This is a genomic window from Curtobacterium sp. SP.BCp (assembly GCF_051903255.1).
Lineage (GTDB): Bacteria > Actinomycetota > Actinomycetes > Actinomycetales > Microbacteriaceae > Curtobacterium.
Window position 1 is genome coordinate 1,751,190 of the sequence record NZ_CP194338.1, and the last position, 26,706, is coordinate 1,777,895.

General features: G+C 72.1%; 28 protein-coding genes. 20 read left to right on the top strand and 8 right to left on the bottom strand.

The window, feature by feature from the left end:
* The first annotated feature begins 95 nt into the window (after positions 1 to 95).
* Positions 96 to 1,370 (top strand): ammonium transporter, encoded by a 1,275-nt coding sequence (locus ACRQ4C_RS08455; RefSeq protein ID WP_400413849.1) that lies wholly within the window; start codon positions 96 to 98, stop codon positions 1,368 to 1,370.
* A 129-nt stretch (positions 1,371 to 1,499) separates the two neighbouring features.
* Complete coding sequence (locus ACRQ4C_RS08460; RefSeq protein WP_439690821.1) at positions 1,500 to 2,150, top strand: tyrosine-protein phosphatase; 651 nt, start codon at positions 1,500 to 1,502, stop codon at positions 2,148 to 2,150.
* A gap of 320 nt (positions 2,151 to 2,470) precedes the next feature.
* Here ACRQ4C_RS08460 and ACRQ4C_RS08465 read toward each other — a convergent pair whose 3' ends face one another.
* Complete coding sequence (locus ACRQ4C_RS08465; protein ID WP_439690822.1) at positions 2,471 to 3,442, bottom strand: aldo/keto reductase; 972 nt, start codon at positions 3,440 to 3,442, stop codon at positions 2,471 to 2,473.
* 142 nt (positions 3,443 to 3,584) lie between these two features.
* Between ACRQ4C_RS08465 and ACRQ4C_RS08470 the strand changes: the two genes are divergently transcribed.
* Positions 3,585 to 4,553, top strand: coding sequence for a beta-ketoacyl-ACP synthase III (locus ACRQ4C_RS08470; RefSeq protein ID WP_439690823.1), 969 nt, complete (start codon positions 3,585 to 3,587; stop codon positions 4,551 to 4,553).
* A gap of 134 nt (positions 4,554 to 4,687) precedes the next feature.
* Here the strand turns inward: ACRQ4C_RS08470 and ACRQ4C_RS08475 are convergent, their stop codons facing one another.
* From ACRQ4C_RS08475 to ACRQ4C_RS08500, 6 genes are all read right to left on the bottom strand, one after another.
* Entirely contained in the window at positions 4,688 to 5,587 is a 900-nt protein-coding gene (locus tag ACRQ4C_RS08475) for a hypothetical protein (protein WP_439690824.1), read from the bottom strand.
* 42 nt (positions 5,588 to 5,629) lie between these two features.
* Positions 5,630 to 6,553 (bottom strand): hypothetical protein, encoded by a 924-nt coding sequence (locus tag ACRQ4C_RS08480; protein WP_439690825.1) that lies wholly within the window; start codon positions 6,551 to 6,553, stop codon positions 5,630 to 5,632.
* Positions 6,554 to 6,823: 270 nt separating this feature from the next.
* A complete protein-coding gene (gene fliW / locus ACRQ4C_RS08485; RefSeq protein WP_290131866.1) occupies positions 6,824 to 7,189 on the bottom strand; it encodes a flagellar assembly protein FliW in 366 nt (121 codons plus the stop codon).
* The gene (flgL, locus tag ACRQ4C_RS08490) at positions 7,186 to 8,067 is read right to left on the bottom strand and encodes a flagellar hook-associated protein FlgL (RefSeq protein WP_439690826.1); all 882 of its coding nucleotides are present in this window, start codon (positions 8,065 to 8,067) and stop codon (positions 7,186 to 7,188) included. The genes fliW and flgL overlap by 4 nt, the downstream gene beginning before the upstream one ends.
* 2 nt (positions 8,068 to 8,069) lie before the next feature.
* Complete coding sequence (gene flgK, locus ACRQ4C_RS08495; protein WP_439690827.1) at positions 8,070 to 9,491, bottom strand: flagellar hook-associated protein FlgK; 1,422 nt, start codon at positions 9,489 to 9,491, stop codon at positions 8,070 to 8,072.
* A 2-nt stretch (positions 9,492 to 9,493) separates the two neighbouring features.
* A complete protein-coding gene (locus ACRQ4C_RS08500; protein WP_354670480.1) occupies positions 9,494 to 10,012 on the bottom strand; it encodes a flagellar protein FlgN in 519 nt (172 codons plus the stop codon).
* A 436-nt stretch (positions 10,013 to 10,448) separates the two neighbouring features.
* Here ACRQ4C_RS08500 and ACRQ4C_RS08505 point away from each other — a divergent pair, with 436 nt between their 5' ends.
* The 17 genes from ACRQ4C_RS08505 (at position 10,449) to ACRQ4C_RS08585 (ending at position 25,068) form a co-directional block, all read left to right on the top strand.
* Positions 10,449 to 11,267: a sigma-70 family RNA polymerase sigma factor gene (locus tag ACRQ4C_RS08505; protein WP_290131863.1), complete on the top strand. Its 819-nt coding sequence runs from the start codon at positions 10,449 to 10,451 to the stop codon at positions 11,265 to 11,267.
* Positions 11,268 to 11,390: 123 nt separating this feature from the next.
* Positions 11,391 to 12,236 (top strand): flagellin N-terminal helical domain-containing protein, encoded by an 846-nt coding sequence (locus ACRQ4C_RS08510; RefSeq protein WP_439690828.1) that lies wholly within the window; start codon positions 11,391 to 11,393, stop codon positions 12,234 to 12,236.
* Between the two features lie 93 nt (positions 12,237 to 12,329).
* Positions 12,330 to 13,736: a flagellar filament capping protein FliD gene (gene fliD, locus ACRQ4C_RS08515; protein WP_439690829.1), complete on the top strand. Its 1,407-nt coding sequence runs from the start codon at positions 12,330 to 12,332 to the stop codon at positions 13,734 to 13,736.
* A gap of 11 nt (positions 13,737 to 13,747) precedes the next feature.
* Complete coding sequence (gene fliS, locus ACRQ4C_RS08520; RefSeq protein WP_439690830.1) at positions 13,748 to 14,230, top strand: flagellar export chaperone FliS; 483 nt, start codon at positions 13,748 to 13,750, stop codon at positions 14,228 to 14,230.
* Positions 14,220 to 14,543: a hypothetical protein gene (locus ACRQ4C_RS08525; protein ID WP_439690831.1), complete on the top strand. Its 324-nt coding sequence runs from the start codon at positions 14,220 to 14,222 to the stop codon at positions 14,541 to 14,543. Before fliS ends, ACRQ4C_RS08525 begins: the two co-directional genes overlap by 11 nt.
* A 267-nt stretch (positions 14,544 to 14,810) precedes the next feature.
* Entirely contained in the window at positions 14,811 to 15,155 is a 345-nt protein-coding gene (locus ACRQ4C_RS08530) for a flagellar basal body rod protein FlgB (protein WP_400413880.1), read from the top strand.
* Positions 15,152 to 15,547, top strand: a complete 396-nt coding sequence (locus ACRQ4C_RS08535) for a flagellar basal body rod protein FlgC (RefSeq protein WP_096899330.1) — start codon at positions 15,152 to 15,154, stop codon at positions 15,545 to 15,547. Before ACRQ4C_RS08530 ends, ACRQ4C_RS08535 begins: the two co-directional genes overlap by 4 nt.
* Positions 15,547 to 15,903 carry a flagellar hook-basal body complex protein FliE gene (fliE, locus tag ACRQ4C_RS08540; protein ID WP_290131857.1) on the top strand — a complete coding sequence of 119 codons (357 nt, stop codon included), beginning with the start codon at positions 15,547 to 15,549 and terminating at the stop codon, positions 15,901 to 15,903. The genes ACRQ4C_RS08535 and fliE overlap by 1 nt, the downstream gene beginning before the upstream one ends.
* A complete protein-coding gene (gene fliF, locus ACRQ4C_RS08545; RefSeq protein ID WP_290134246.1) occupies positions 15,903 to 17,564 on the top strand; it encodes a flagellar basal-body MS-ring/collar protein FliF in 1,662 nt (553 codons plus the stop codon). Before fliE ends, fliF begins: the two co-directional genes overlap by 1 nt.
* Positions 17,561 to 18,628 (top strand): flagellar motor switch protein FliG, encoded by a 1,068-nt coding sequence (fliG, locus tag ACRQ4C_RS08550; RefSeq protein ID WP_290131856.1) that lies wholly within the window; start codon positions 17,561 to 17,563, stop codon positions 18,626 to 18,628. Before fliF ends, fliG begins: the two co-directional genes overlap by 4 nt.
* 16 nt (positions 18,629 to 18,644) lie before the next feature.
* Complete coding sequence (locus ACRQ4C_RS08555) at positions 18,645 to 19,256, top strand: hypothetical protein (protein WP_439690832.1); 612 nt, start codon at positions 18,645 to 18,647, stop codon at positions 19,254 to 19,256.
* Positions 19,253 to 20,590 carry a FliI/YscN family ATPase gene (locus ACRQ4C_RS08560; protein ID WP_290131854.1) on the top strand — a complete coding sequence of 446 codons (1,338 nt, stop codon included), beginning with the start codon at positions 19,253 to 19,255 and terminating at the stop codon, positions 20,588 to 20,590. Before ACRQ4C_RS08555 ends, ACRQ4C_RS08560 begins: the two co-directional genes overlap by 4 nt.
* Positions 20,590 to 21,021 carry a flagellar FliJ family protein gene (locus ACRQ4C_RS08565; RefSeq protein WP_290131853.1) on the top strand — a complete coding sequence of 144 codons (432 nt, stop codon included), beginning with the start codon at positions 20,590 to 20,592 and terminating at the stop codon, positions 21,019 to 21,021. The genes ACRQ4C_RS08560 and ACRQ4C_RS08565 overlap by 1 nt, the downstream gene beginning before the upstream one ends.
* On the top strand, positions 21,018 to 21,779 hold the full coding sequence (locus ACRQ4C_RS08570; RefSeq protein ID WP_439690833.1) for a C40 family peptidase: 762 nt from the start codon (positions 21,018 to 21,020) through the stop codon (positions 21,777 to 21,779). The genes ACRQ4C_RS08565 and ACRQ4C_RS08570 overlap by 4 nt, the downstream gene beginning before the upstream one ends.
* Positions 21,776 to 23,371 carry a flagellar hook-length control protein FliK gene (locus ACRQ4C_RS08575; protein WP_439690834.1) on the top strand — a complete coding sequence of 532 codons (1,596 nt, stop codon included), beginning with the start codon at positions 21,776 to 21,778 and terminating at the stop codon, positions 23,369 to 23,371. The genes ACRQ4C_RS08570 and ACRQ4C_RS08575 overlap by 4 nt, the downstream gene beginning before the upstream one ends.
* 24 nt (positions 23,372 to 23,395) lie before the next feature.
* Positions 23,396 to 23,830, top strand: a complete 435-nt coding sequence (locus ACRQ4C_RS08580) for a flagellar hook assembly protein FlgD (protein WP_290131850.1) — start codon at positions 23,396 to 23,398, stop codon at positions 23,828 to 23,830.
* Between the two features lie 62 nt (positions 23,831 to 23,892).
* Positions 23,893 to 25,068, top strand: coding sequence for a flagellar hook protein FlgE (locus ACRQ4C_RS08585; protein ID WP_439690835.1), 1,176 nt, complete (start codon positions 23,893 to 23,895; stop codon positions 25,066 to 25,068).
* A 126-nt stretch (positions 25,069 to 25,194) separates the two neighbouring features.
* Here ACRQ4C_RS08585 and ACRQ4C_RS08590 read toward each other — a convergent pair whose 3' ends face one another.
* The gene (locus tag ACRQ4C_RS08590; RefSeq protein ID WP_439690836.1) at positions 25,195 to 26,631 is read right to left on the bottom strand and encodes a helix-turn-helix domain-containing protein; all 1,437 of its coding nucleotides are present in this window, start codon (positions 26,629 to 26,631) and stop codon (positions 25,195 to 25,197) included.
* Positions 26,632 to 26,706: the final 75 nt, after the last annotated feature.

Below are 26,706 nucleotides of genomic sequence, written 5' to 3' on the forward strand. Positions count from 1 at the left end.
AAACAGATCGTGCTCATCGGTGAAACAGCACCTCGCCAAACTCGACAGCACCCGAGGCGGTCCAAGAGCCGTTCGTGCAATCGAGAGGTGAACAGATGCTTGATCAGGGCAACACGACCTTCGTGTTGGTCATGGCGGCGCTGGTGTTGTTCATGACACCCGGCCTGGCCTTCTTCTACGGCGGTCTGGTGAAGGCCAAGTCCGTCATCAGCATGATGATGATGTCGTTCGGCGCGATCGCGCTCGTCAGCGTCCTCTGGGTGCTGTACGGCTACGCGATCGCCTTCGCGAACACCGGTCCGCACACCGCCGTCAGCGGCGTCGTCGGGTTCTTCAGCATCGACTGGAACCTCATCGGCCTCGGCCAGGCGTTCGAGGAGGCCAAGGCCTCCACGATCAACGCCGCGTACCCGTCGATGGCGTTCGTCGGCTTCCAGGCCACGTTCGCGATCATCACCGTCGCCCTGATCTCCGGCGCCATCGCCGACCGCGCCAAGTTCGGCGCCTGGATGCTCTTCGCGGGCATCTGGGTCACCGTCGTGTACTTCCCGGTCGCGTCGTGGGTGTTCAACCTCACCTCCGGTTGGGCCGCCACGTGGGGCGTCATCGACTTCGCCGGTGGCACCGCGGTGCACATCAACGCCGGTGCCGCGGGGCTCGCCCTGGCGATCGTGCTCGGCAAGCGCGTCGGCTTCGCCAAGGGCGCGCACAAGCCGCACAACCCGCCCTTCGTCCTCCTCGGTGCCGCGATCCTCTGGTTCGGCTGGTTCGGCTTCAACGCCGGCTCCGAGGGTGCTGCGGACGGCATCGCCGCGATCGCCTGGGTGAACACGCTCGCCGCCCCGGCCGCCGCCATCCTCGGCTGGCTGCTCGTCGAGAAGCTCAAGGACGGCAAGGCCACCTCCGTCGGTGCCGCCTCTGGTGCCGTCACCGGTCTCGTCGCGATCACCCCGGCCTGCGCCGCCCTCACCCCGGGCTGGGGCATCCTCCTCGGGTTCCTCGCCGGCATCGTCTGCTGCTTCGCGATCGACTGGAAGTACAAGCTCGGCTTCGACGACTCGCTCGACGTCGTGGGCGTCCACCTCGTCGGCGGCATCTTCGGCACGCTGTTCCTCGGCTTCTTCGCCAACGACACCGGCCTGATCTACTCCGGCTCGTTCGTCCAGCTCGGCAAGCAGGCGGCCGCCGCCGGCGCCGTCGGCCTGTACTCCTTCGTCCTGGCCTTCGCGATCGGTTGGATCATCGAGAAGACCATCGGCTTCCGCGTGAAGACCGAGGACGAGGTCGCCGGCATCGACACCGCGGTCCACGGTGAAGAGGGCTACGTCCTCTACGAGGAGCGCGACGAGACCCCGGTCTCCGTCCGGTAGCTCCGGCTCTCTCCGCCCCGTCCGACGGGCCCCGCGCACACAGCAGGCGCGGGGCCCGTCGTCGTGTGCGGTCGTCGTCGGGCTCGCCGTGGGTGTCGGTGTCGTCGCCGTCCCTGGCAGGGTGGGGGCATGACGACGACGTCCACGCTCACCAACCTCCGGCCCGTCGGCGGACCGGACCTGCAGGCCGACCGCTCCCGCACCGTCCACCGCGCGAACACCGAGCCCGTGTCGCCGGCGGCGTACCCGGCGGACCTCGCACTCGTGGTGGACCTGCGCCGCGAGGACGAGGTCGCGCGCGTCCCGCACCCCCTCCGGGAGTCGACCGGCTACCGGCAGGTGCCGATGTTCGACCCGTCCGTGCCCGAATCCGGTGCCTCAGCGGTCGCGTTGGAGGACCAGTACACCGACTGGACCGAGCGCCACGCTGCCGGGATCGCCGCCGCACTCCGGGCCGTGGCCGGGACGCGGGGCGACGTGCTCGTGTGCTGCTCGGCGGGGAAGGACCGCACGGGCATCATCGCGGCACTGCTGGCACGGCACTGGGGTGCGTCGATCGCCACGGCCGCGGAGGACTACGCGGCCAGCGCGGCCGGGCTCGTGGAACGGTTCGCTGCCGAGCGGGCGGCGAGCGAGGACCCGGAGGCGACCGCGGTCGCGCAGCGGTGCGTGCCGGAGATCATGCAGACCGTGCTGGAGCGGATCGAGGCGCGCTGGGGGAGCATCGACGGCTACCTGCGCTGGCTCGGGTTGAGCGAGGAGGAGGTCGCGGCGCTCTGACGGCGCGGTCGGCGTCCCCGCGGGGCGCGGTCGGTGCGGGTGGCGCGTGCGGGGGCGCCGACGCAGCGCGTGCGGGGCGTCGGCGCCGCGGGCGGAGTGCAGGGCGCGGTGGGCGCGGCGAGCGTGTGCGGGCCGCCATCGACGCGGGCAGCGTCTGTGGGGCACGGTCGACGCGGTTCGCGCGGACGGCCTGGAGGCACGTGGCGAGCCGTCGAGACGGGCGCGCCACGTGCCTCCAGGCCGGTCTGGCGATCACCGGATCCGACCGGCGGGTGGCGCCGGATCTGTGGATCGGGTGACCGCCGATCAGGCGGGTCGGGTCACCAGGCGTAGTCCTCCGGGGAGGTCTCGTGCCCAGGGAAGATCTCGTCGAGGCGCGCGAGCGCCGCGTCGTCGAGGCGGATGTCGACCGCGCGGACGGCGGACTCCCACTGCTCCATCGTGCGCGGCCCGGTGATCGGCGCGGTGACGGCCGGTTGGTGCAGCAGCCACGCCAGCGCGAGCTCACCCGGCGTGTGGCCGAGCTCCTTCGCGAAGGCCTCGTAGGCCGACAGCTGGTCGTGGTGGCCCTCGACGTACTCGGCGCTGCGGCCGGACAGCCGGCGTGAGCCGTTCTCGGTCTTCTCGATCACGCCGCCGAGGAGTCCGCCCTGCAACGGCGACCACGGGATGACGCCCAGTCCGTAGTGCTCCGCGGCGGGCAGCACGTCGCGCTCGACGTCTCGGACGACCAGGTTGTAGATCGACTGCTCGCTGACGAGGCCGAGGAAGTTCCGGCGGGCCGCCGCCTCCTGCGCCTGCGCGATGTGCCAGCCGGCGAAGTTCGAGGAGCCGACGTAGAGCACCTTGCCCTGGGCGACGGCGACCTCGAGGGCCTGCCAGATCTCGTCCCACGGCGTCGCACGGTCGACGTGGTGGAACTGGTAGAGGTCGATGTGGTCGGTCTGGAGGCGCCGGAGGCTCGCGTCGAGTGCCTGACGGATGTTGTAGGCGCTGAGCTTCCCGCCGTTCGGCCAGTCGATCATGTCGCCGTAGACCTTGGTGGCGAGCACGGTCTTCTCGCGCCGACCGCCGCCCTTCGCGAACCAACGGCCGATGATCTCCTCCGTTGCGCCCTTGCCCACCGAGCCGCCGTAGCCGTTCGCGGTGTCGAAGAAGTTCACGCCGAGCTCGTGTGCGCGGTCCATGATGGCGTGCGAGTCGTCCTCGCTGGTCTCCGGTCCGAAGTTCATCGTCCCGAGCACCGCTCGCGACACCGACAACCCTGTCCGTCCGAGGTGTGTGTAGTCCATGGAGCCGGTCTACGCGGGGTGCGCTGGGTGAGCCAGGCCCTGGCGGTACCGGTTGCGAGCTTTTGTCGCGCGTGTGCGCTCGGTGCGGGGCGCATGCGTTCGCGGGCATGCATCGGTCGTCGGTGGGAGTAGCGTGCCGCGGGTGAACATCCCCGCACTCCGAGGCAGCCGGATCATCGGGTTCGGCCACCACCAGCCCTCGCGCATCCTGACCAACGACGAGCTCTCGACGATGGTCGACACGAACGACGAGTGGATCACCACCCGCACCGGCATCAAGACGCGCCGCATCGCCGGGCCGGACGACACCGTCACCACGATGGCGGTCGAGGCCGGGCGTGCGGCCCTCGCCGATTCCGGGGTCGATCCGTCCGACGTCGGGCTCGTCATCGTGGCTTCCACGACGCACGAGGACCGCGCGCCGTACACCGCCGGACGGGTCGTCGCGGAACTCGGACTGTCCGCGCGGGCAGCGCCCATCGACATCAACACCGCGTGCAGCGGGTTCGAGTACGCGATGGGCATCGCCGACCAGGCCGTGCGCACCGGATCCGCCGACACCGCGCTCGTGATCGGGTCCGAGAAGCTCTCGGCCATCGTCGACTGGACCGACCGCTCGACCTGCGTGCTCGTGGGCGACGGAGCCGGGGCAGCGGTGGTCGGGGTCTCCGACGCGCCGCAGATCGGGCCGGTCTCGTGGGGGAGCGTGCCGCACCTGCAGCAGGCCGTGCGGGTGTCCGGCGACCCCGCGCGGTTCTCCCAGGAGGGCCGCTCAATCTACCGGTGGGCCATCACGGAGGCGGCCGACCACGCGCGCGCCGTCGTCGCCGCTGCCGGGCTGACGATCGACGACATCGAGGTCTTCGCGTTCCACCAGGCGAACCTGCGGATCATCGAGCCCCTCGTCGAGGCGCTGGGCGGATCCCCGAGCTACGTCGTCCGTGACGTCGTCGAGTCGGGCAACACGTCGGCGGCGAGCGTGCCACTGGGGCTGTCGAAGGCGTGGTCGCGCGGCGAACTGCCCGAAGGGGTGCCGGCGCTGTTGTTCGGTTTCGGCGGTGGCTTCGCGCACGCAGGGCAGGTCGTGACGACGCCGGTGCGCCGAGACTGAGGGGTCGCCGGACTGCGGAGCTGGGCTCGGCTCGGCGCTGGTCGGTGTCGGCTCGGTGCTGAACCGGTGCCGGTTCGGTGCCGGTTTGGTGCCGATCGGCCGGGCCGGTGTCGGTCGGCCGGGCCGGTGTCGGCTCAGCGCTGGTCGACCGGACCCGGGTCGGGTGTCTCCGCCCAGAGGTCCTCGTCCGCCTTGCGACGTCGCCAGGGCAGCGCCTTCCGGCCCTCGGACGTCGGCTCGCGACGCTCCTTCGCCGCGCGGGTCGGCTTGGCGTCGAGTACGATCGGGAACTGCGCCGGGGGCGTCCCGAAGCCGGTCCGCGAGGCGTTCACCACCTTGCGCCCGAGCGCGTGGTTGCCGAGCCCGCCCACCGCAGCACCGATCCCGAAGGGCAGGGCGCGCCCGACGATCGTCGACCCCTGCCGAGCCGCGAAGCGCCGGACGAACTGGTCGCGGACCTGACCGCCGATGCCGGACACGACCTGCTTCGGCAGCGAGGCCGTCACCATCTCGCCCCAGAACGCCGTCCGCGCCTGACCCCCGGCCGCCTGACCGGCGAGCTGCTTGATGAGCTGGGTCCCCGGGGTGCCGAGGATGAGCGCCATCACGAGCGTGCGTGCGCGCTCGGGGTCGTCCAGCGCGATCCCGTGCACCTCGGTCACCGACTGCGCGAACAGCGCGGTGGTCTCGAGGAACCCGACCGTCTCCGCACCACTCAACCCCAGGGCCGCGGCCATGCCGACGCCCGGGATGACGGCACTCGCACCGACCGCCGCGCCGCCCGACGTGACCGCCGTGAGGTACTGTCGCTCGAGGATCTGGATGATCTCCGCGGGGCTGGCGTCCGGGTGGCGGCGACGGAGCCGGTTGACGTGTGCGACGACGATGGGGCGCTGCACGCTGAGCACCCGGTCCAGCCACTTCACCCAGCCGGTGCCGGTGTCCAGACGCTTGCCGTCGGCATCGGGTGCGGGGGTTTCGACCGGGGCGACCGGCATCGGGATGATCGCCTGGTCCTTCTGCTGTCGGGCCATGGAGCAGACCGTACGCCGCGGGGGTGGGAGCGGTCCCCACGGTCACCGGCACGGCACACCCGCTCGGCGGAGTGCGGCACGGACCCGCTCGGGGTGGGCGAGGTCCTGCCAGGAGAGCCGGAGGACGAAGCGGACCTCCGGGAAGGACCGCACGAAGTCCTCGCGACGCTTCTCCCGCCAGTGCGCCTCGGCCGTCGATCGCCCGTCGAGCATCGCCGGGTCCTCGTACTTCCCGCGCCCGTCGACCTCGACCACCACGCCCTGGTCAGGGAACCAGAAGTCGACGATCGCCGCAGGTTCACCAGGACGGCGGAACTCGTGCTGCTGGATCGGCTCTGGCGTGCCGAGCTGCCGGAAGCGGACGCGGCACAGCGACTCCGCGGGCGACCCGGACAGCGCCGACCCCATCTCGACGACGCTCTGCGCCTTGGTCGCTCCGATCTCGAGTCGCCCGACCTCGCGGCCGAGTGCCTGTGGTGTCGCCAGGCCGACGCGGAGCACGTGGTCGACGACTGGGAGAGCGATGACCGCAGATCGGCGCGCCGCGATGTCGACCGCGGTCCGGGCGCCGTCGGACGTCCGAAGTCCGAGGGCATCCAGAACGGTTGCGATCGGACGTCGGCGGACTCCGTGACGGACGAAGTGGGCCGAGACGCGGGTCGTGCCGGTCGTGGCGTCAGCGAGGTGCACCCGGACCGGCCAGTCGCCGATGACCGGGATTCCGAGGAGCGCGCACGCGGACTCGTGTGACACCACGGCACGCTCGTCGATGAACGGCGCGTTTGCCCGGAGGACGACGAGGTGACGCTCTTCCGGCCACAGACCGTCGAGTGCACCCGCTCGCACCAGGACGCCCGGCCGTACTCGTTGCAGGAGCCCGCGCATCGCCGATCGTTCCACGGCACGCCGTTCAGCGCTCGGCAGACCCCGTGTGCGGATCAGTTCGACGTCCAGTGCTCGTTGCATGCGCCGACGATGTCGTGGACCTGCGCGTCCTCGGACCCGAGCGGCAACAACCGTGGACGACTGTCGTTCGACCGGCTCCTGTGCAGGAGATGTACCGCGTTCGCACGAGACCGAGTGCGACAACACGCGTGTCGATCGACACGTGCTTCGTCGCCCCATGCACGTGCATCGGATACGGGTGCATGTTCCGACGTCCCACACGTCGAACGACGCGCGGGACGTCGAAACGCGCGCGTTTCGTGGACCCCGATCCGCCCGACCCGCCGCGCCCTAGCGGCGAGCGAGCTCCGCGCGCAGCGGGAAGTCCTGGTCCTCGAGGATGAGCTGGGCGCCGACCGAGGTCCGGGCGTTCACGACGACGGGAGCGAGCAGGTTCACCGTGGTGCCCTCTGCTGCCGGGTTCGCGACGACGAGGAGCATCGCGTCCTCGGGCGCGGTGAGCCCGAGCACGTCGACCTGTGCGGTGGAGAGCACCGGCTCGTACGCGGGCAGGTGCACCGCGGCGTCGAGCAGGAACAGGCGCGAACCGTCCCCGACCAGGGTGAACAGCCCCTCGGAGCCGTCGACCGGGGTCAGCGTGAAGGCGGAGCCGGTCAGGCCGAACGGCGGGACCGGGAACGTCAGGTCGATGCTCATCGGAGGTAGTCCATCAGGGTCGGCTGCAGCACCTTCGCGGTCACGGCGAGTGCTGCCTGGTAGTTGGTCTGCTGCACCTGGAGGTCGAGGACGGCCTTCGCGAGGTCCTTGTCCTCGACGTCCGACCGGCGCCCCTCGAGCGCGACGGACGCGGTCTTCAGCGTGTTCTGCGCGGTCAACGCAGCGGCGTGCCGGACACCGACGTCGGCCTGCGCACCGCGCACGGTGTCGATCGCGCCGTCCACCTCGTTCAGCCTCGGGTTCACGTTCACGCCGTTCTGCAGGTCGGACACGATCGAGTCGATCACCGAGAACACCGAGCCGGTCCCGCTGCCGAACACGGCCGCGCCGGGGGTGTCGACCCGGACGGACTCGGCGTCACCGACGCGCCGCGAGACGGCGGTGCCCGAGGCGGCGAAGCCGGTGGCCGGGTCGTACGCGGCGGCGGCGGTCGACGAACCCGCGAACACGTTCCTGGTGCCGTACGTCGTGTTCGCACGGGCCTCGAGGTCGGACTTCAGCGCCCGGAACTCGGTGATGAAGGCATCGCGGTCGGTGTCGCTCATGGTGCCGGAGTTCGCGGCCTGCACGGTGAGGTCGCGCACGTTCGTGAGCACCGAGTACACCGAGGTCAGGGTGCTGTCGGTCGTCGCGAGCCAGCCGACGGCGTCGTCCGCGTTCCGGGCGTACTGCGCGTTCGCGGCCTGCTCCTTGCGGACCTGCATCGACGTGCCGGTGCCGACCGGGTCGTCGGACGGCCGCGAGATGTTCTTCAGCGAGGTCGCCTGGTCGGTGAGCTGCGCGACCTTCGCGGCGCCGGCCTGCAGGCGCGCACTGGCCGCGGCCATCGACATCTGGGTGGTCACCCGGGTGATCATGTTCAGCTCCTGCCGACGAGGCCGACGCGGTTGATGATGGTGTCGAGCATCTCGTCGACGGCGGTCAGGACGCGCGCGGCGCCCTGGTACGCGTGCTGGTAGCTCAGCAGGTTGACGTTCTCCTCGTCGAGGTCGACGCCGGCACCCGACTGCTGCTGGGTGCGCGCGCTGGTCAGCGCGAGGCCGGTGAGCGTCGATTCCGAGGCGGCCGACCAGGAGGCACTGCCCACCCCCGTCACGAAGGTCGCCCAGGCAGCGTCCGGGCCGTCGGAGGCCGCCCCGAGTCGCGCGAGCGCGTCGGCGAACGAGTCGTCGAGTTCCCCCGCCGCGTTCCGCGTCGCCAGACCGCTCGCGTCCGCGGGGATGACGGACAGCCCCTGTGCTGCTGGCACCCCGGTCGCGACGGCGAAGAAGGCGTGGCCCGTGGTGCCGTCCGCCGTGGAGCCGGTCTCGTGCACCGCGTTCACGACGGCCGCGAGCTTCGTCGCCACGGCGTCGTACGAGGCAGACGCCTGTGCGAGCGCACCGCCGGTGCCCTGGGCGTCCGCGGGGGCCAGGAGCGACAGCGCGCCGCCGATCGACCCGCCGGACAGCGACACCGCGCCGGCCTGCCCCGAGGTCCAGGTCAGGGTCACCGAGGCGCCGTCGCGCAGCGCGGTCGCGCCGCCGAGGGCCAGGGAGCGCGCGTCGGTGCCCTGCACGATCGGGTTCCCGCCGATGAGCACGTCGGCCGTGCCGTCCGCGTTCGTCCGGACGGTCCCGCCGGCCAGGGTCGCGATCTGCTCGGTGAGCTGGTCGCGCTGGTCGAGCAGTTCGTTCGCGTTGCCGCCCGCAGCGAGCGCGGACCGGATCTGCCCGTTCAGGTCGGCGACCTGCTTCGCGGCGTCGTTCAGCTGCGTCACCTGGGCGGCGACGGTCGTGCGGACCTGCGACCACTGCTGGTCGAGCGCCTTCGAACCGCTCGACAGCGTCGACGCGACGGTGTTCGCGGCGCCGAGGAGCGTGCTCGCGGCACCGGGGTCGTCGGGGTGTGCCGCGACCTGGCCCCACGCCGACCAGAACGCGTCGAGCTTGGCGGAGAGGCCGTCCTTACCGGGCTCCTGCAGGCCGGTCTCGAGGGCGCTCAGCGCGGTGGCGCGGGCGTCGGCGTACGCGGAGGACCCCGCGGCGACGCGCACGCCGGCGTCGAGTGTCAGGGACCCGAGCCGGGCGATGCCGTCGACCGAGACGCCCTGCCCGGCGAGGGCCGCCGTGCCGCGCATGAACCCGGTCTGGGCGGCGGGGATCGACGACTGGGTCACCCGCTGCCGGGTGTACCCGGCGGTCCCGGCGTTCGCGATGTTCTGCCCGGTGACGTCGATGCCGGCGCGGGCGGCGGCCAGGCCGGAGTACGCCGTCGCGAGGGAGCCGAAGGTGCTGACCACGACTACAGGTTCCCCTCGAACAGGCGCGCCCCGTCGGCGCCGGAGCCACTCGTGCCGGTGGCGTCGTAGGTGGCCGGGGCACCCACGGTGCCGGCGAGGGTCTCCTCGGTCGCGTGGGCCGCGGCACGGAGGAAGCGGTCGTTCTCGTCGCGGAGCGCACCGATCTGCGTCGTCAGCTCGACCATCGCGGTGAGGTGTGCGCCGAGGATCTCGCCCCAGGGGCCGTTCGGCGCGGCGGCGACGACGTCACGCAGGGGAGCATCTGCTGCGACGCCCCACTCCTCGGCGACCTCGGCGCTCGACGCGGCCCGCTCGAGCCCCGTGCTGCGGAGTCGTTCGAGCACCTGCTCGACCTCACGGCTGGCGTGCGACACCCAGCGGGAGCGTCCGGCGGCGAGGAGCAGCTGCTCCTCCTCGAGCTTGAACGTGAGCAGTTCGAGCAGTTCGCGTTCGCGCCACAGTACGGCGGACAGGTCGTTCACGCTCATCAGCTCCTCCCGGGTGGTGGTTCGGTCCGTCATCCTGCGGACACCGTGGACTATCGGTCCGCGAGGTGGTGACGTAAGCGCCGTGCGCTGACGTGCGTGCAGACCCGATGGGACGCGATGCGGCGCGACCGGCGGGGCGGGCGTACCCCGGGCCTCCCGTCCGGACCGCGATCGGGGGACAGAACCGGCTGTCCCGGGCCTCGTGTCCTCCCAAATGCCGACCCGGATCGACGGGGGTCACCCCCGCACTGGGTACGGATGAGGGCCTGTTCAGAGCCTTCCCAGCCGATACATTCAGAACGCACCCCGGGGGACAGACCCGGCACGCGTCGCAGGGACGCGGAGGTGCTCGCCCGGAGGGACCCGGGCGGTCTTCGACGTACGTTCCGGCCTGCCGAGGCCGGTGTCCGTCGTGCCCACCGACGGGCGACCCACGGACGGGCTTCAGGTCGATCAGGGGATCAGCAGCATGGACCGCACCGAACGCAACACGATGATCGTCGAGCACCTCCCGCTCGTCGGCTACATCGTCGCCGACGTCCGAGCACGCGCCACCCACCTCGACCGGGACGACCTCGCCGCCGTCGGTTCCCTCGCCCTCGTCGCCGCCGCCGACGCGTTCGACCCGACCCTCGGCGTGCCGTTCGGTGCGTACGCCCGCACCCGCATCACCGGGGCGATCGCCGACGACATGCGTTCCGCCGACTGGGCCTCCCGCGGCACCCGGAAGCGCATCCGCGAGACCCTCGCCACGCAGGAGGCGCTGTCCGCCCGGCTCGGCCGCTCCGTCGGTGTGCAGGAGATCGCCGACGCGATGGGCGTCGACCGCCAGACCGCCGCGGACGCCATGAGCGACGCCGGCCGCACCGTCACCGCCATCGACGAGACCGTGCACGACGTCGTCGCCGCGGACATCGCGCTGCCGGGCGACGACCTCCTCGAGACCGAGAAGCGCCGGTACCTCCGTGCCGCGGTCGAGGCGCTCCCGGAGCGGATGCGCTTCATCGTCGAGCAGGTCTACTTCGGCGACCGGTCCGTCACGGACGTCGCCGCCGAGCTCGGGATCACGCACTCCGCGGTGTCGCAGCAGCGCTCCGAGGCGATGCGCCTGCTCCGCGACGGACTCGCCACGCACTACGGGGACGGCGGGGCCACGCCCGAGCCGGCGTCCCGGACCACCGCCGCCCGCCGCAGCGCCTACCTCGCGAAGGTGGCCGCGAACGCCGCCGCCGGGGTGGCCCGCGCCGTGCACGACGCCGCCGCGGCGCCGGTGCCCGCGGCGGGGTAGCCGTCCCGTTGCGGAACTTTTCCGCAACGGGCACTAACGACTCGACGCCGCCGGCCGAGAGTCACCCGTGTCAGCCCATGGACGGGCAGGCACCGAACCCAAGGATTCACGGAGGAAACCACCATGGGTATGTCCATCAACACCAACCTCTCGGCACTCAACACGTACCGGAACCTCAACGCGACGCAGAACGACCTGTCGAAGTCCCTCGAGAAGCTCTCGTCGGGTCTCCGCATCAACCGTGCTGCCGACGACGCTGCCGGTCTGTCGATCTCCGAGGGGCTGAAGTCCCAGGTCGGTGGCCTCACGGTCGCCGCCCGCAACGCCCAGGACGGCATCTCGGTCGTGCAGACGGCGGAAGGCGGTCTCACCGAGACGCACGCCATCCTCCAGCGCGTCCGTGACCTCGCCGTCCAGGCGGGCAACGACTCGAACAACGCGGACTCGCGCACCGCGATCTCGACCGAGGTGACGCAGCTCAGCGCCGAACTCGGCCGGATCGCCGACTCGACGAACTTCAACGGCATCAACCTGCTCGACGGCACCGCCGGCACCGCAGGCGACGGCAAGCTGAACTTCCAGGTCGGCGCGAACGGCGACGCCGCGAGCCAGATCACCGTCGACCTGTCGGGTGCGAACGTGAAGACGGTCTCGACCGCCGTCGCCGCGCTCAAGTTCGACACGGCGGCCGACGCGCAGGCGTCGATCACCGCGATCGACGCGCAGATCAAGGACGTCTCGTCCGCTCGTTCGAACATCGGTGCCATCCAGAACCGCTTCGACCACGCCATCAACGTGACGAACGTGGCCAAGGAGAACCTCACCGCGGCCGGCTCGCGCATCACCGACGTCGACATGGCAGAGGAGATGGTCAAGTACACCCGCGACAACATCCTCAGCCAGGCCGGCACCTCGATGCTCGCGCAGGCGAACCAGAGCACGCAGGGTGTGCTCTCGCTGCTCCGCTAGTGAACCCCGCGGCGTCCACCGGCAGAGTTCAGGCATGCCGGTGGACGTCGCACCCCCTCTGAGTCCCGTCAGAGTCCGTCGGAAGGAGCGCACGTGTCGTCCGTGTCCTCGGCGTCGTCGCTCGCGATCGACGGCCTGGTCAGTGGCCTCAAGACCACCGACCTCATCAACTCACTGATGTCGATCGAGCAGGTCCCGCAGACGCTGCTCAAGAACAAGGTCACGTCGACCAACTCGTTCATATCGTCACTGCAGACGATCAACGGGCTCGTCCAGACCCTGGCCACCAAGGCGTCCGACGCCGCGAAGGCCACTTCGCTCGACGTCTTCGTCGCCACGTCCTCGACGCCGTCGGTCACCACGACGACCGGCACCGGCGCCTCGGCCGGCTCCGTGTCGTTCACCGTCGGCTCCACCGCGACCGCGCAGGTCGGGGTCACCGCCGCGATGTCGACGTGGTCGGCGGACGCGGGCCCGCTGACGATCGTCGGCTCCGACGGCACGAAGACCACCGTCACCCCGGCGTCGGGTTCGCTCGACGACACCGTGTCAGCGGTGAACAAGTCCGGCGCGGGCGTCACGGCGACGAAGGTCGCCGCCGGCACTGCCGCCGACGGAACGAAGCTGTACCGCCTCCAGTTCACCGCGTCGACGACCGGTGCGGCGGGCGCGTTCAGCGTGTACCGCGGGTCCGGTGTCGACGTCGACGCCGGGACCGCTACGGACGTGCTCGCCGGGACCGGAGCGGCCGTCGTCACGCCCGCGAAGGACGCGAGCGTCACCCTGTGGGCGGGGACCGCCGCGGCGCAGACCGTCACGAGTGCCTCGAACACGTTCACCGACCTGCTGCCGGGCCTCAGCGTCACCGTCACTCAAGTGACGAGCGACCCCGTCACGGTGACCGTCGCGCAGGACACCACGAAGGCCCAGGCGGTCGCGTCGGGCCTCGTCGACGCGCTCAACGCCGTCACGAACTACTACGGCTCGAACACGGGCGTCACCAGCACGACCAGTCCGACGACCGGCACGACGACGACGACCGCGGGCGTCCTGCTGGGAGACGCGACGACCCGCTCGGCCGTGCAGGCCCTCAGCTCCGCGATGTCCGCCCCGGTGAACGGGAAGTCCCCGTCGTCCATCGGCATCGTCGTGACGAAGGACGGCGACTTCACGTTCGACGCCGACGCCTTCCAGAAGGCCCTCGCCGCGGACCCCGCAGGCACCCAGGCGATGCTGTCCGGGATCGCGGTGACGGTGGGTGCGGCCGCCACGGCGGCGTCCGACAAGTACGACGGTTCGATCACCTCGGCGATCTCCGGTCAGCAGTCGGTCGTGAAGGACCTGAACACCCAGATCGACAGCTGGACCGACCGCCTCACCATGCGCCGCGCGACCCTGCAGGCGCAGTACTCGGCGCTCGAGACCAGCCTCAGCAAGCTCCAGTCCCAGTCGAGTTGGCTCGCCGGCCAGCTCTCCGGACTGTCGAGCTCGAGCTCCTGACGGGAACGACCATGACCTACGACCTCCAGACCGCCGCCTTCCGGCAGGCCGCCCAGCCCCGGACCGTGACCGACCAGCGTCGCGCGCAGTACACGAACGAAGCCGTGCGCTCCGCGACGCCGGCCCAGCTCGTGACGATGCTGTACGACCGGCTCCTGCTCGACCTGCACCGCGCCGAGGCCGCGCAGACCGGCTCCGACTGGGAGGCCGCGCGCGAGCAGCTCCTGCACGCGCAGGCCATCGTCGGCGAACTCTCCTCCACCCTGCGCATCGACGCGTGGGACGGCGGCGAGGGTCTCCTGGCGATCTACAACTACGCGAGCACCTCGCTCATCACGGCGAACGTGCACCGTGACGTCCAGGCGACGCGCGACTGCATCCGCATCCTCGAGCCGCTCCGGCAGGCCTGGCACGACGCCGCGGCGTCGCTGCCGGCGGCGTCCGCCGCACCGGTCGTCGGACACGCGGCGGGCGGGGCGCTCGGTGTCGCCTGACGACGGCGCCCTCCGGGCCGGCTGGGAGGCACTGCTCACCTCCCTGGAGCAGGACCTCGCCGCGCAGGTGGCCGGGTCGGCGACCGGACCCGATGCGGAGTCGGTGACGGTGGCGTGGACCGAGCCGACGGGGATGGGACCGGTGCCGCGCGACCTGGTGGGTCGTGCCTCCCGGCTGTTGGCCGCGCAGCGGGACCGGGCGAGTGCCCTGGAGGCCGAGCGTGCTGCGGTCCTGGAGCACCTCGGAGCCCTGCGCGCCGTCGACGCGACGCGCGAGCCGCGCGGCGCCGTGTACCTCGACGCCTCCGCGTAGCGCAGCCCCCCGAAACGCGCGCCCCACGCCCCACCAAACGCGCGCGTTCCGACGTCGCACGTGTCGATCGACGCGCGGCACGTCGGAACGCGCGCGTTTCGTGAACCGCCCTGCCCCGCCCCCCGTTCGGGGCGACGGCTAACGCCCTCGCGCACGGCGGCCGACAGGCCCGTACGAGCAGGGATCGCTCGCCCAACCGGCCACGGATCGGCCACCGCACATCGACGACGTCAGGGGACGCGCGTCGACCGAGGGGACGGTCCAACTGTGTTCGATTCCGTGACGAGCGCCGCACTGCAGAGTGCCCTCGACGGCCTGTCGATGCGCCAGCGGGTGATCGCGAACAACGTCGCGAACATCAACACGCCGAACTACCACGCCGAGAAGGTGCAGTTCGAGGACGCCCTGGCGAAGTCGATCGTCGACGGGAACGGTGCGACGACCCCCACGGTGGCGCGCAGCCTCGAGCCGACGAACACCAACGGCAACAACGTGAACCTCGACGAGGAGACCCTCTCGAACGTCGACACGGTGCTCCGCTACCAGTTCGCGACACAGGCGATGAACTCCGAGCTCACCAGCGTCCGTGCGGCGATGCGGACGAACTCGTGACCACGTTCGACGCGATCGGCATCGCGAGCACCGGCATGACCGTGCACCGGAAGTGGCTCGACGCGATCTCGGACAACATCGCGAACGTCAACACCGTCCGTTCGATGGACGACTCCGCGTTCCAGGCCCGCTACGTCGAGGTCCAGGAGGGTGCCGGTGTCTCCGGCGCCTACGTCAAGGGCGCCGCGTTCGGCAGTGCCGCCGGCCGGGTGACGTACGACCCGGACAACCCGCTCGCGAACGCGGAGGGCTACGTCCGCATGCCGGACATCGACCTCGGCACGCAGATGGCGGACCTCATCATGGCCCAGCGCGGCTACCAGGCGAACGCCGCCGTGGTCGACCGTGCCAAGACCGCCTACGAGGCGGCACTGCAGATCGGGAAGAACTGATGCCCATCGACGCCGTGAACGGTGTGACCACCAACGCGATGACCCGTGCCTTCGCCGGCGCGACCGACGCCGCGACCGGCGCCGGTGCCGTCGGCGCGACCGGGGTCGGGACGAGCGCCGCGACCGGCACGTCCGGCGACGGCTTCGCCGCGAGCCTCGGGAACGCGGTCGACGGCCTCCAGCAGCTGCAGAGCGACTCGAAGACGCTCGCGCTCAAGGCCGTCACCGGCAACCTCGACGACATCCACGACGCCACCATCGCCGCCACCCGCGCGCAGGTCACGCTCGAGCTCGTCGCAGCGGTCCGCAACAAGGGCGTCGACGCCTTCAACGAGATCATGAGGATGCAGGCCTGATGCCCGTCGCCGTCAAGAACGTCTGGGCGCGCCTCGCCGCCTACGTCAAGGGGTTCAGCGCCGCCCAGCGCACCATCGCGATCCTCGTCGTCGCCGCGCTCGTGCTCGGCGGCATCGCCCTCGCCAGCTGGCTCGGCAAGGCGTCCTACGCGCCGCTCTTCACCGGCCTCGCAGCCGCGGACGCCGCGAGCGTCACCGACCAGCTCACCACCGACGGCGTCCCCTACCAGCTCACCGACGGCGGTGCGACGATCCTCGTCCCGCAGGGCTCCGTGTACTCCGAGCGCCTCAAGGCCGCGGCGAACGGCCTGCCCTCGTCGAACGAGGGCGGCTACTCGCTCCTCGACCAGATGGGCGTGACGAGCTCCGAGTTCCAGCAGAACGTCACCTACAAGCGCGCGATCGAGGGCGAGCTCGCGAAGACGATCCAGGCGATGGACGGCGTGCAGACCGCGTCCGTGCAGCTCGCGATCCCGGAGAAGACAGTGTTCGTGTCCGAGGAGAAGGACCCGACCGCGTCGGTGTTCATCGCCACGAAGAACGGCGCGCAGCTCAGCTCCGACCAGGTGCAGGCGATCGTGCACCTGACGAGCGCCGCGGTCGAGGGCATGCAGCCGACCGACGTGTCCGTCGTCGACTCGAAGGGGCAGACCCTCTCGGCCGTGGGCACGGGCGCCGCCGGCAGCGGGACCGACCAGGCGGCCGACTACGACCAGGCGACGAGCAAGAAGATCCAGGACCTCCTCGACACGACCCTCGGCGCGGGCAACGCGACCGTCGTCGTGTCCGCCACGATGAACCAGAACACCGGCACGAAGACGTCGGAGTCGTTCGCGGCGCCCACGAGCGGCCCGGTCGCCCTCAACGAGTCGAGCACGACCGAGCAGTACGGTGCCGGCTCGGGAACGGGCGGTGCCGGGGCCACCGGCGTCCTCGGCCCGGACAACATCGCGGTCCCGAACGGCACCGCGAGCAGCGGCACCGGCAACGACTACAAGAACGAGTCCGCGACGAAGAACAACGCCGTCGACCACACGACCGAGACGACGCAGATCCCGGCCGGGGCGCTGGAGAACCAGTCGATCTCCGTCGCGCTGAACTCGAAGGCCGCGAGCGTGCAGAACGCGAACCTGCAGAGCATCAACGACCTCGTGTCCCGGGCCGCCGGCGTCGACTCGAACCGCGGGGACAAGGTCGCCGTGGCGATGATGGACTTCGACACGACCGCCGCCTCCCAGGCCGCTGCCGCGCTCAAGGCGCAGCAGCAGGCCGACCAGCAGGCCTCGCTCTGGGCGACGATCCGGACCGCCGGCATCGTCATCGGCAGCCTGCTCGCCCTCATCGCGATCATGTGGGTGATCGCCCGACGTGCCCGGCGCCAGGAGCGCGAGGCGGTCGACCTCGGCGAACTCGACGCGTTCGCGGGGGAGACGTTCCAGCTGCCGCTCGCGGTCGACGAGCCCGACGCACTCCGCGCCGGCGACGCCCCGACCGTCGCACTGCCGACGCTCCCCGTCGAGGACGCCCCGACCGAGCTCCTCACCACCGAGGACATCAGCGCCGAGCGCCGCCGCCAGGACATCCAGTCCCTGGCCGAACGCGACCCGAAGCGCACGGCCGACCTCCTCCGCGGGCTCCTCGACGACCGGGCGTCGGTGTGAGCGCCCTCAGCCCGAGCGGCGGCGGTCTCGGCGGCCCCGGCTCGTCCGGCGGCGTCGACCGTCCCCTGACCGGGTCGCAGAAGGTCGCGCTCATCCTCATGCAGATGGAGACCGACCGCGCCGCCGAGGTGATGAAGCAGTTCACCGAGCTCGAGGCCGAGGAGATCTCCGCCGAGATCGTCCGGATGCGCCGCGTCGACGACACCGTGGTCGACCGCACGATGACCGAGTTCCACCGCATGACCCAGAGCGGCCGTCTGCAGAAGCGCGGCGGCAAGGAGACCGCGATGGGGCTGCTCGAGGCCTCCTTCGGAGCCGAGCGCGCCGCGGGCGTCATGGACCGGCTCGCGTCGAACCTCGCCGGGCAGTCGTTCGACTTCCTCGACGACGCCGAGCCCGGCCAGGTCGTCACCCTGCTCGAGGGCGAGCTCCCGCAGACCATCGCGCTCGTCCTGGCGCACCTGAAGCCCGGACAGGCGAGCGCGGTGCTCGCGGGCGTCGACGAACGTGCCCGCACCGACGTCGCGCAGGCGTTCGCCACGATGGGCTCCGCCACCCCGGAGGCCGTCGGGATCGTCGCCGGGGTGCTCCGGCAGCGTGCCGGCGCCGTGGTGTCGCCCCGCGAGAGCGTCGAGGTCGTCGGCGGCATCGCACCCCTGGTCGAGATCATCAACCGGTCCGACGTCGCGACGGAGAAGGCCGTGCTCGACGGACTCGAGGCACGGGACCCCGAACTCGCCGAGGACATCCGCTCCCGGATGCTCACCTTCGAGGACATCGTCAAGCTCGAGGCGCGCGACATCCAGCAGGTGCTCCGCGGCATCGACTCGAAGATCCTCGCGACCGCCATGAAGGGCGCTGCCGGGCCGGTCGTCGAGACCATCCGCGCCAACGTGTCCGAGCGCAACCGCGAGCTCCTCGACGACGAGCTGCAGGCTATGGGTCCGATCCGCGTGTCCCAGGTCGAGGAGGCCCGCGCCGAGGTCGTCCGCTCCGTGCGCGAACTCGAGGCCCAGGGCGTCATCACCGTCCACCGCGCCGAGGAGGACGAGCTCGTTGACTGACCAGACCGTCCAGCGCATGACGTTCCCCGTCCTCGGGTCGGGTGCCGGCACCACCGCCGACCCGGCGGCCGAGGTCCGTGGGCACGCCGCCGGCTACGCCGCGGGGCTCCGTGCCGCGCAGGCCGAGACCGCCGCACTGCGGGTCCGGTTGCAGGCCGAGCACGACCAGCGCCTCGCGTCGCTCACCGCCGACACCGTCCGACGCGTCGCCGTGCTCGACGCCGCGACGAACGCGCTGCTCTCGCAGGTGGTGCCGGTCCTCCGTGACGCCGAGGCGTCGCTCGCGGACGCGGCCATGGACCTGGCCGAGGCCGTCGTCGGGTACGCGATCCGTGCCTCCCGTCCGGTGGACGCCACCAGCGACGGCTCGGAGGCACGGGGTGCGTCCGGCGCGGAGGCCACCGTCCTGCGGGCGCTCGCCTCGGTCGACCCGACGGTCGCGCTCCGCGTCCGCGTCAGCGTCGCCGACGCGGCGCGCGTCGCCGACCTCGACACGGCGGTCCCCGTCGTGGGCGACCCGTCGCTGTCCGACGGGGACGCCGTCGTCGACCTGCCGGACGGGCTGCTCGACGCCCGCATCGCCGCGGCGCTCGACCGTGCACGCGAGGCCCTGGGAGCTGCCCGGTGACCGCGACCCTCCTGCGTCCGCGCGGCCTCGACGCCGCGGTCGCCGATGCCCGGCCCGTCCGCCAGGGCGTCGTGACGAGCGCCGTCGGGCTCGGCCTCACGGTCGCCGGACTCGACGCGCACGTCGGCGAGGTCGTCCTCGTCGGCGCCGAGGGGGCATCGCAGACGGCCGTCGAGGTCGTCGCGACGGACCCGTCCGGGGTGCGGTGCATGCCGCTCGGACGGCTCACCGGGGTCACCGCCGGCACGCCCGCCCGACCCACCGGTCGTCCGGTGCTCGTCCCGACCGGTGCAGGACTCTTCGGGCGGGTGCTCGACGGGCTCGGACGGCCGATCGACGGCCGCGGACCGCTCGACGCCGACGTCATGGTGCCGCTCGACCACCCGACGCCGAACGCCATGGGGCGCGCCCGCATCGACACACCGCTGCAGCTCGGTGTCCGTGTGCTCGACACCCTGACCACCGTCGGCCGTGGGCAGCGCATGGGCCTCTTCGCGGGCTCCGGCGTGGGGAAGTCCTCGCTGCTGTCGATGATCGCGCGGGGGAGCGACGCGGCCGTCAACGTCATCGCACTCGTCGGGGAGCGCGGCCGCGAGGTGCGTGAGTTCCTCGAGGACGACCTCGGCGCGGAGGGCCTCGCCCGGTCGATCGTCGTCGTGTCGACCTCGGACGAGCCGGCCCTGATGCGCCTCCGTGCTGCGTTCGTCGCCACGCGGATCGCCGAGTCGTTCCGCGACGCCGGCCAGGACGTCGTGCTCATGATGGACTCGCTGACCCGCGTCGCCATGGCCCAGCGGGAGATCGGCCTGTCGGTCGGGGAGCCGCCGGCCACCCGGGGCTACCCGCCGTCGACGTTCTCGGTGCTCGCCGGACTGCTCGAGCGTGCCGGGACCGACCGGGTCGGCAGCGTCACGGGGCTCTACACCGTGCTCGTGGACGGGGACGACCACAACGAGCCGATCGCCGACGCCGCGCGGAGCATCCTCGACGGGCACGTCGTCCTCGACCGGAAGCTCGCCGTGACCGGTCACTTCCCGTCGGTCGACGCGCTCGGGTCGGTGTCGCGCGTGGCCTCGAAGGTGACGACCCGTGAGCAGCGGGACACCGCGACGGCACTCCGGACGGTGATGGCCGCCCGCCGTGCCGCGCAGGACCTGCTCGACGTCGGCGCGTACCAGCGCGGGACGAACCCGCTCGTGGACGCCGCGGTCGACCACCAGCACGCGATCGACGCGTTCCTCCGGCAGGGCATGGACGAGCGCGTGACGGCCGCCGGTTCGTGGGACGCCCTCGGCTCCCTCGTGCGCACGCTCGGCGTCGGGGGTGGTGCCTGATGCCCAGGAGGTTCCCGCTCGCCGGCCTGCTCCGGCTCCGGCACGCCGAACAGGACCGTGCGGCCGCCGGTCTCGCAGCCGCGAACGAGCGGCTCCGCGACGCCGCCGACGCCCGGGTCGCTGCCCGCCGGTCGCTCGCGGACCAGGCCGATGCACAGCCGGTCCAGGACGCCGCGACCCTCAGCGCCGTCGCCGCCGCCCGGGCAGCCACGCGCGGGATGCTCGAGGAGCTCGACGCCGTCGTGCAGAGCCGCCGCGCCGACGCTGACCGGGCCCAGGACACGTACAACACCGCACGACGCGCGGCCCTCGGGCTCGAGAAGCTCGAGGAGCAGCACACCGTCGCCGCCACCGCGGAGGAACTCCGCACCGAACAGAACGCCCTCGACGAGATCGCGGCACGGAGCCGCGCGGAAGGTGGTGCCCGATGAGCGTGGACGCCGTGCTCTCCCGGATCTCGGAGATCCAGGGCCAGATCGACGCCCTGCGCACGGGGAGCGTCGACACGACGTCGTCCGCCGGGTCCGCGTCGACGGCGTCCTCCACGGCGTTCGCCGACGCCCTCGCCACGGCGAACGGATCGGGGACGGGGTCGACCGGCGCTGCCGGTGCCTCCGGCCTCACGGCTGCCGCGGGGCTCGCCGGGGCGACGCCCGCCACGTCGGTCGACGCCGGGAAGGGCACCGTCGCCACGGGCAGCGGCGCGACCGGTGCCGACGTCGTCGCCGACGCGAAGAAGTACCTCGGCGTCCCGTACGTGTTCGGCGGGACCACGACCGCCGGCATGGACTGCTCGGGGCTCGTGCAAACCGTGTTCAAGGACCTCGGCGTCACCATGCCGCGGGTCGTGCCGGACCAGGCGAAGATGGGGGTCGAGGTCGGCTCGCTCAAGGACGCGCAGCCCGGGGACCTCATCATCCCCAAGGGCGAGCAGCACATCGTCATCTACGTCGGCGACGGCAAGGTCCTGCACGCGCCGCGACCGGGCAAGGACGTCCGGATCGTCGACAACTGGTACTCCGACGCCGACATCGCCACGATCCGCCGCATCGTGCCGTCCGCACAGGACGCCGCCCGGACCGCAGCCGTCGGCAGCGCCGGCACTGCCGGGTCCGGTACCGCGGGGTCCGGTACCGACCTCCAGACCGCCGCACTGATGGCCCTGATGCAGTCCGGGAGCGCCGCATGAGCACGATGATCGCCACCACGCCGCCGACGGCAGCCGCCACCGGACGGCCGTCGTCGGCGCGTCCCGGCGACGGGGGAGCAGCGTTCGGCGACGTGCTCGCCGGTGCGGCGCCCACCGGCCCCCAGCCCCGCGGTCCGCGACAGGACCGTGCTGCGGCCGGCACCGGGGGAGACACCGCTCCCCGGGCGACCGGCGCCGACACGACGTCGTCCGACGCTGCCGCACCGGGCACGGAGCGGCCGGACGCGCAGGGCGGCACGACGTCGAGCGCCGTCACCGGCAGCAGCGCGGACGGCACCGCCGGCGCGACGCCCGCGGCGACGCCGGTGCCGATGGTCGCCCTCCTCGGCGCGGCAGTCCCCGCGAGCGCCGGCACGACCACGAGCGGGACGGACCCCGTCGGCGTGACCGGGACGGCCGGTGCGTCAGCCGCTGGCACCGCAGCCGGTGCCGTGGCGACAGCCGCCCCGACCGCCGCGACCACCGCCCCGACCGCCGCGACCACTTCCCCGACCGCCGCACGGGCCACTGCCCTGGCCACCCCGGCACCCGTCCCCGCTCCGACCCCGCCCGGGGCCGCCCCCGCCGACGCCGTCCCATCCGCCACCACGACCGGTGTCCCCGCGTCCGGCACGCCCGCGGGAGCCCACCGGAAGAGCGTCCCCGCGACGGCGTCTGCCCCGACGGTGCACGCCTCGACGGCACTCGCCGGCAGCCCGACGGTCACGACGACCCAGGAGCCGACCGCCACCTCGGGCGCAATCGCGTCCACGACAACGGCCACGGTCACGGCACCGTTCCCGACGACGGCCGCACCCGCGCAGCCGGTCAACGCTTCGGCGCTCACGACGGACCCCAGTGCGACGGCCGCCGCGGCACTGCCCTCGGGCACGAGGACGACGCAGCCCGCCACGGCCCAGCCCGAGGCGAGTGCAGCCACCACCGGCACGGGGACCGCGAGCCCCGTCGTGCCGACGGCGGCCGCGGGCACCCGCACGGGCGGCGACGGGACCGGCGCCGGGACGGACCGGCGGCCGGGTGCCGGGGTCGAGCCGGGCCTCCAGGCCGTCGACGGTGCACGCGCCGGAGCCGCACCCGCACCGTTCCCGACCCCGTCGACGACCGCTCCCACGGCGTCGGCGACGCCGTCCGGCGCCGCGACCGCGAACGCCGCGCCCGCGACGTTCACCCAGCAGCTCGCCCGACCGGTGTTCTCACTCGCCCACGCCGGACCGGGGGAGCACGTCGTCACCGTGCAGGTGACGCCGGACACACTCGGACCGGTCACCGTGCGGGCCCACGTGACCGCGCACAGCATGCACGTCGAGCTCTACGCGCCGTCCGACGCCGGACGCGAGGCCGTCCGCCAGGTTCTGCCGGACCTCCGCCGTGACGCGGCGGGGACCGCGCTGTCGACGACGCTCGACCTGTCCTCGCAGAACCACCCGGACTCCGCCCCGCGGCGCGACGAGCGCCCGGCGCCCGGTCCGCAGGCGGTCCGCGACGACCGGGAGGCACGACCCGCCCCCGCCGCACACCGCACCCCGACCACGACAACCGTCCGCACCGCGGGCCTCGACGTCCTCGCCTGAGCGACGGCACGAAAGGACCACACCATGCCCCTCGACGGCATCACCGGCTCGGTCGACCAGGCCACCCAGGCCGCGGCCCTCGCCGCGAACCAGTCGTCCTCGCGGTCGCAGACGATGGACTCCGAGGTGTTCATGAAGCTGCTCGTCACGCAGCTCCGGAACCAGGACCCGTCCTCGCCGATGGACACCAACCAGATGATCAGCCAGCAGACGCAGCTCGCGATGATGGAGCAGATCACGAACCAGACCACGACGGCGAACGAGAACTTCTCGCTGCAGATGCGGATCGCCGCCGCGAACCTCGTCGGGAAGCAGGTCAGCTACACCGACGCGACGTCCGGCAAATCGATCACGGGGACGGCGACCGCCGTGTCGTACGCGGAGAGCGTGCCGACCGTGACCGTGGACGGGAAGGAGGTCGATCTCGACGTGATCTCCGGGATCAAGACCACCTCCTGACCGCCCTCCTCCTCCTCCTTCTTCTTCTTCGGTACCGCGGTACCTCCACGAAAGGACGCACCATGCTCCGCTCGCTCTACTCCGGGATCTCCGGCCTCCGCTCCCACCAAGAGATGCTCGACGTCACGGGCAACAACATCGCCAACGTCAACACCGTCGGCTTCAAGTCGTCGTCGACCGTCTTCCAGGACACCCTGTCCCAGATGACCCAGGGCGCCGGTGGGCCGCAGACCGGCATCGGCGGCACGAACCCCGCGCAGATCGGCCTCGGCGTGCAGGTCGCCGGTGTCTCCACGAACTTCGCGCAGGGTTCGGCGCAGGCCACCGGCAAGGCCACCGACCTCATGATCTCGGGCGACGGCTTCTTCGTCACGCGCCTCGGCAACGACACCGTGTACACCCGCGCCGGCGCGTTCGACTTCGACGCCGACGGCCGCCTGGTCTCCTCGGACGGCAAGATCGTCCAGGGGTACCCGGCCGTGAACGGCGTGGTCAACGACAACGGTCAGCTCGGCGACATCACGCTCCCGCTCGAGGCCGCCGCGCCCGCGGTCCGCACGACCACCGCGGCCCTCACCGGCAACCTGCCCTCCGACACCGCCGTCGGCGACACCGTGACCCGCGACGCCACCGTGTACGACGCGTCCGGCGCCAAGCACACGATGTCGATCGCGTACCAGCGCACGGCGACCGGCTGGGACGTCACCGCGACGAACGGGCAGGGCGCGAACGCCACCTCGACGATCACGTTCGGTGCCGACGGCAAGGTCGCCACCGGCGGTGCGCTCACCGTCGGCGGGATCGCGGTCGACATGTCCGGCCTCACCGGGTTCGCGACGCTCAACACCGCGACCATCTCGTCGCAGAACGGCCACGAGGCCGGGTCGCTGCAGGGCTACTCGATCGCGAAGGACGGCACCGTCACGGGCACCTTCTCCAACGGTGCCTCGCTCGCCCTCGGTCGGATCGCCCTCGCGACGTTCGCGAACCCGGCCGGCCTCGAGAAGACCGGCGCCTCGGGGTACCGCGCGACGGCGAACTCCGGCCAGGCCTCGGTCGGCGGACCCGGTTCGGCGGGCGTCGGCTCGCTCGCGGCGGGGACGCTCGAGATGTCGAACGTCGACCTGTCGCAGGAGTTCACGAACCTCATCGTGGCGCAGCGCGGGTTCCAGGCGAACGCGCGCATCATCACGACCTCGGACGAGGTGCTGCAGGAGCTGACGAACCTGAAGCGGTAGGTCCTGCGAGCGCGTGCTCGCGTTGAACCACGAAACCGACATCGAACCGGGGCGAGGACCCGGTTCGGTGTCGGTTTCGTGGTTCGTCTGCCGGACGCGCGGGCGCCGGCAGTGCCGCGAGCGGCGCTACTCGGCGTGCGCCTCGAGGAAGCGGTAGACCTCGCCGTCGTCCACCCCGGGGAACCGGCCGGTGGGCAGGGGAGCGAGGACGTGCTCGCCGAGCTTGGCGCTCGGCCAGGCGACGTCCTTCCACTTCGCCTCGAGGGGCGCGGGCGGGCGCCGGCAGCACGACGGGTCGGGGCAGTTCGACTGCCGCCGGACGGTGGTGTCGCGTCCCCGGAACCACTGCGCGTGCGCGAACGGCGTCCCGAGCGTGATCGAGAACTCGTCGTCGTCGGTGCCCGTCTGCACGCTGCACCAGTACGTGCCGTTCGGTGTGTCCGTGTACTGGTAGTGCTCGCGTGAGCGGTTCCGGTCCTCGAACGCCGTCCGGGACGCCCACTTCGCACAGACGACCTGCCCGACGATCCCACCGTCGGTGTCGGTCGGGAACGTGATGCCGTCGTTCTCGTAGCCCTTCACGATCGCACCAGACCGGCGCACACGGACGAAGTGCACGGGGAGGTCGAGGAAGCGCGTCGCGAGCGTGGTGAACCGGTGCGCCGCCGTCTCGTGCGTGACCCCGAACGCGTCGCGGAAGTCCTCGAGGGCGATGTCACGCCGGGACTTCGCCTGCTGCAGGAACGGCACGGCGGCGTCCCGCGGGACGAGGCAGGCCGCCGCGAACGCCGTGATCTCGATGCGCTGCCGCAGGAACTCGGCGTAGTCGGTGGGCGGCCGGTGCCCGAGGACCACGTGCGCGAGTGCCTGCAGCGCGAGGCTCCGCAAGCCCCGACCACCGGGTGTCGCGGCCGGCGGCAGGTAGATCACGCCGTGCTCGCGGTCGGTGATCGTGCGCGAGGAGGCGGGCAGGTCGTCGGCGTGCACGAGGCGGTACCCGAGCTTCGACGCCAGCGCCGCGACGGTGTGGTGCATGAGCGGCCCCGGCGGACGCTCGACCGTCCCGAGCAGGTCGGCGGCCTGGTCCTCGATGTCCTCGTAGTAGTTGTCGGACGACTGGCCCTGCAGCCGCAGTGCGATCATCGCCTCCCGGCCGGCGGCCTGGGTGACTGCGGATTCACGGACCCGTCGCTCCAATGCCTCGTGCAGGGCGACGACGCTCGCGAGGACGTCGTCGGGCAGGCTCCTCCGGACGTCGATGCGCGGCAGGTCGAGACGAGCGGCGAGCGGGCCGTCCTGGTGGGCGGCGAGCTCGAGCTCGAGTCGGGCACGCTCGGTCGGCGGGGTCGACGAGGTGAGTGTGGACACGGGGACGTCCAGCGCCGCCGCGATCTTCGTGAGCACGGAGACCTTCGGCTCGCGGAGCCCGTTCTCGATCATCGAGAGGCGGCTCGGCGCGAGGTCGGTGGCGCGACCGAGGACGTCGAGGGTCATCCCGCGGGTCGTGCGCACGTGGCGGATCCACTGCCCGAGCAGTCGCTGGGGGCGGTCGTCGTGGGACATGTCGTCACTCTTCCTCGAGTGTGAAGAACTGCCGTTCTTCTCCGTCTGGCCGAGAGCCTAGCGCGCGGACAGCCC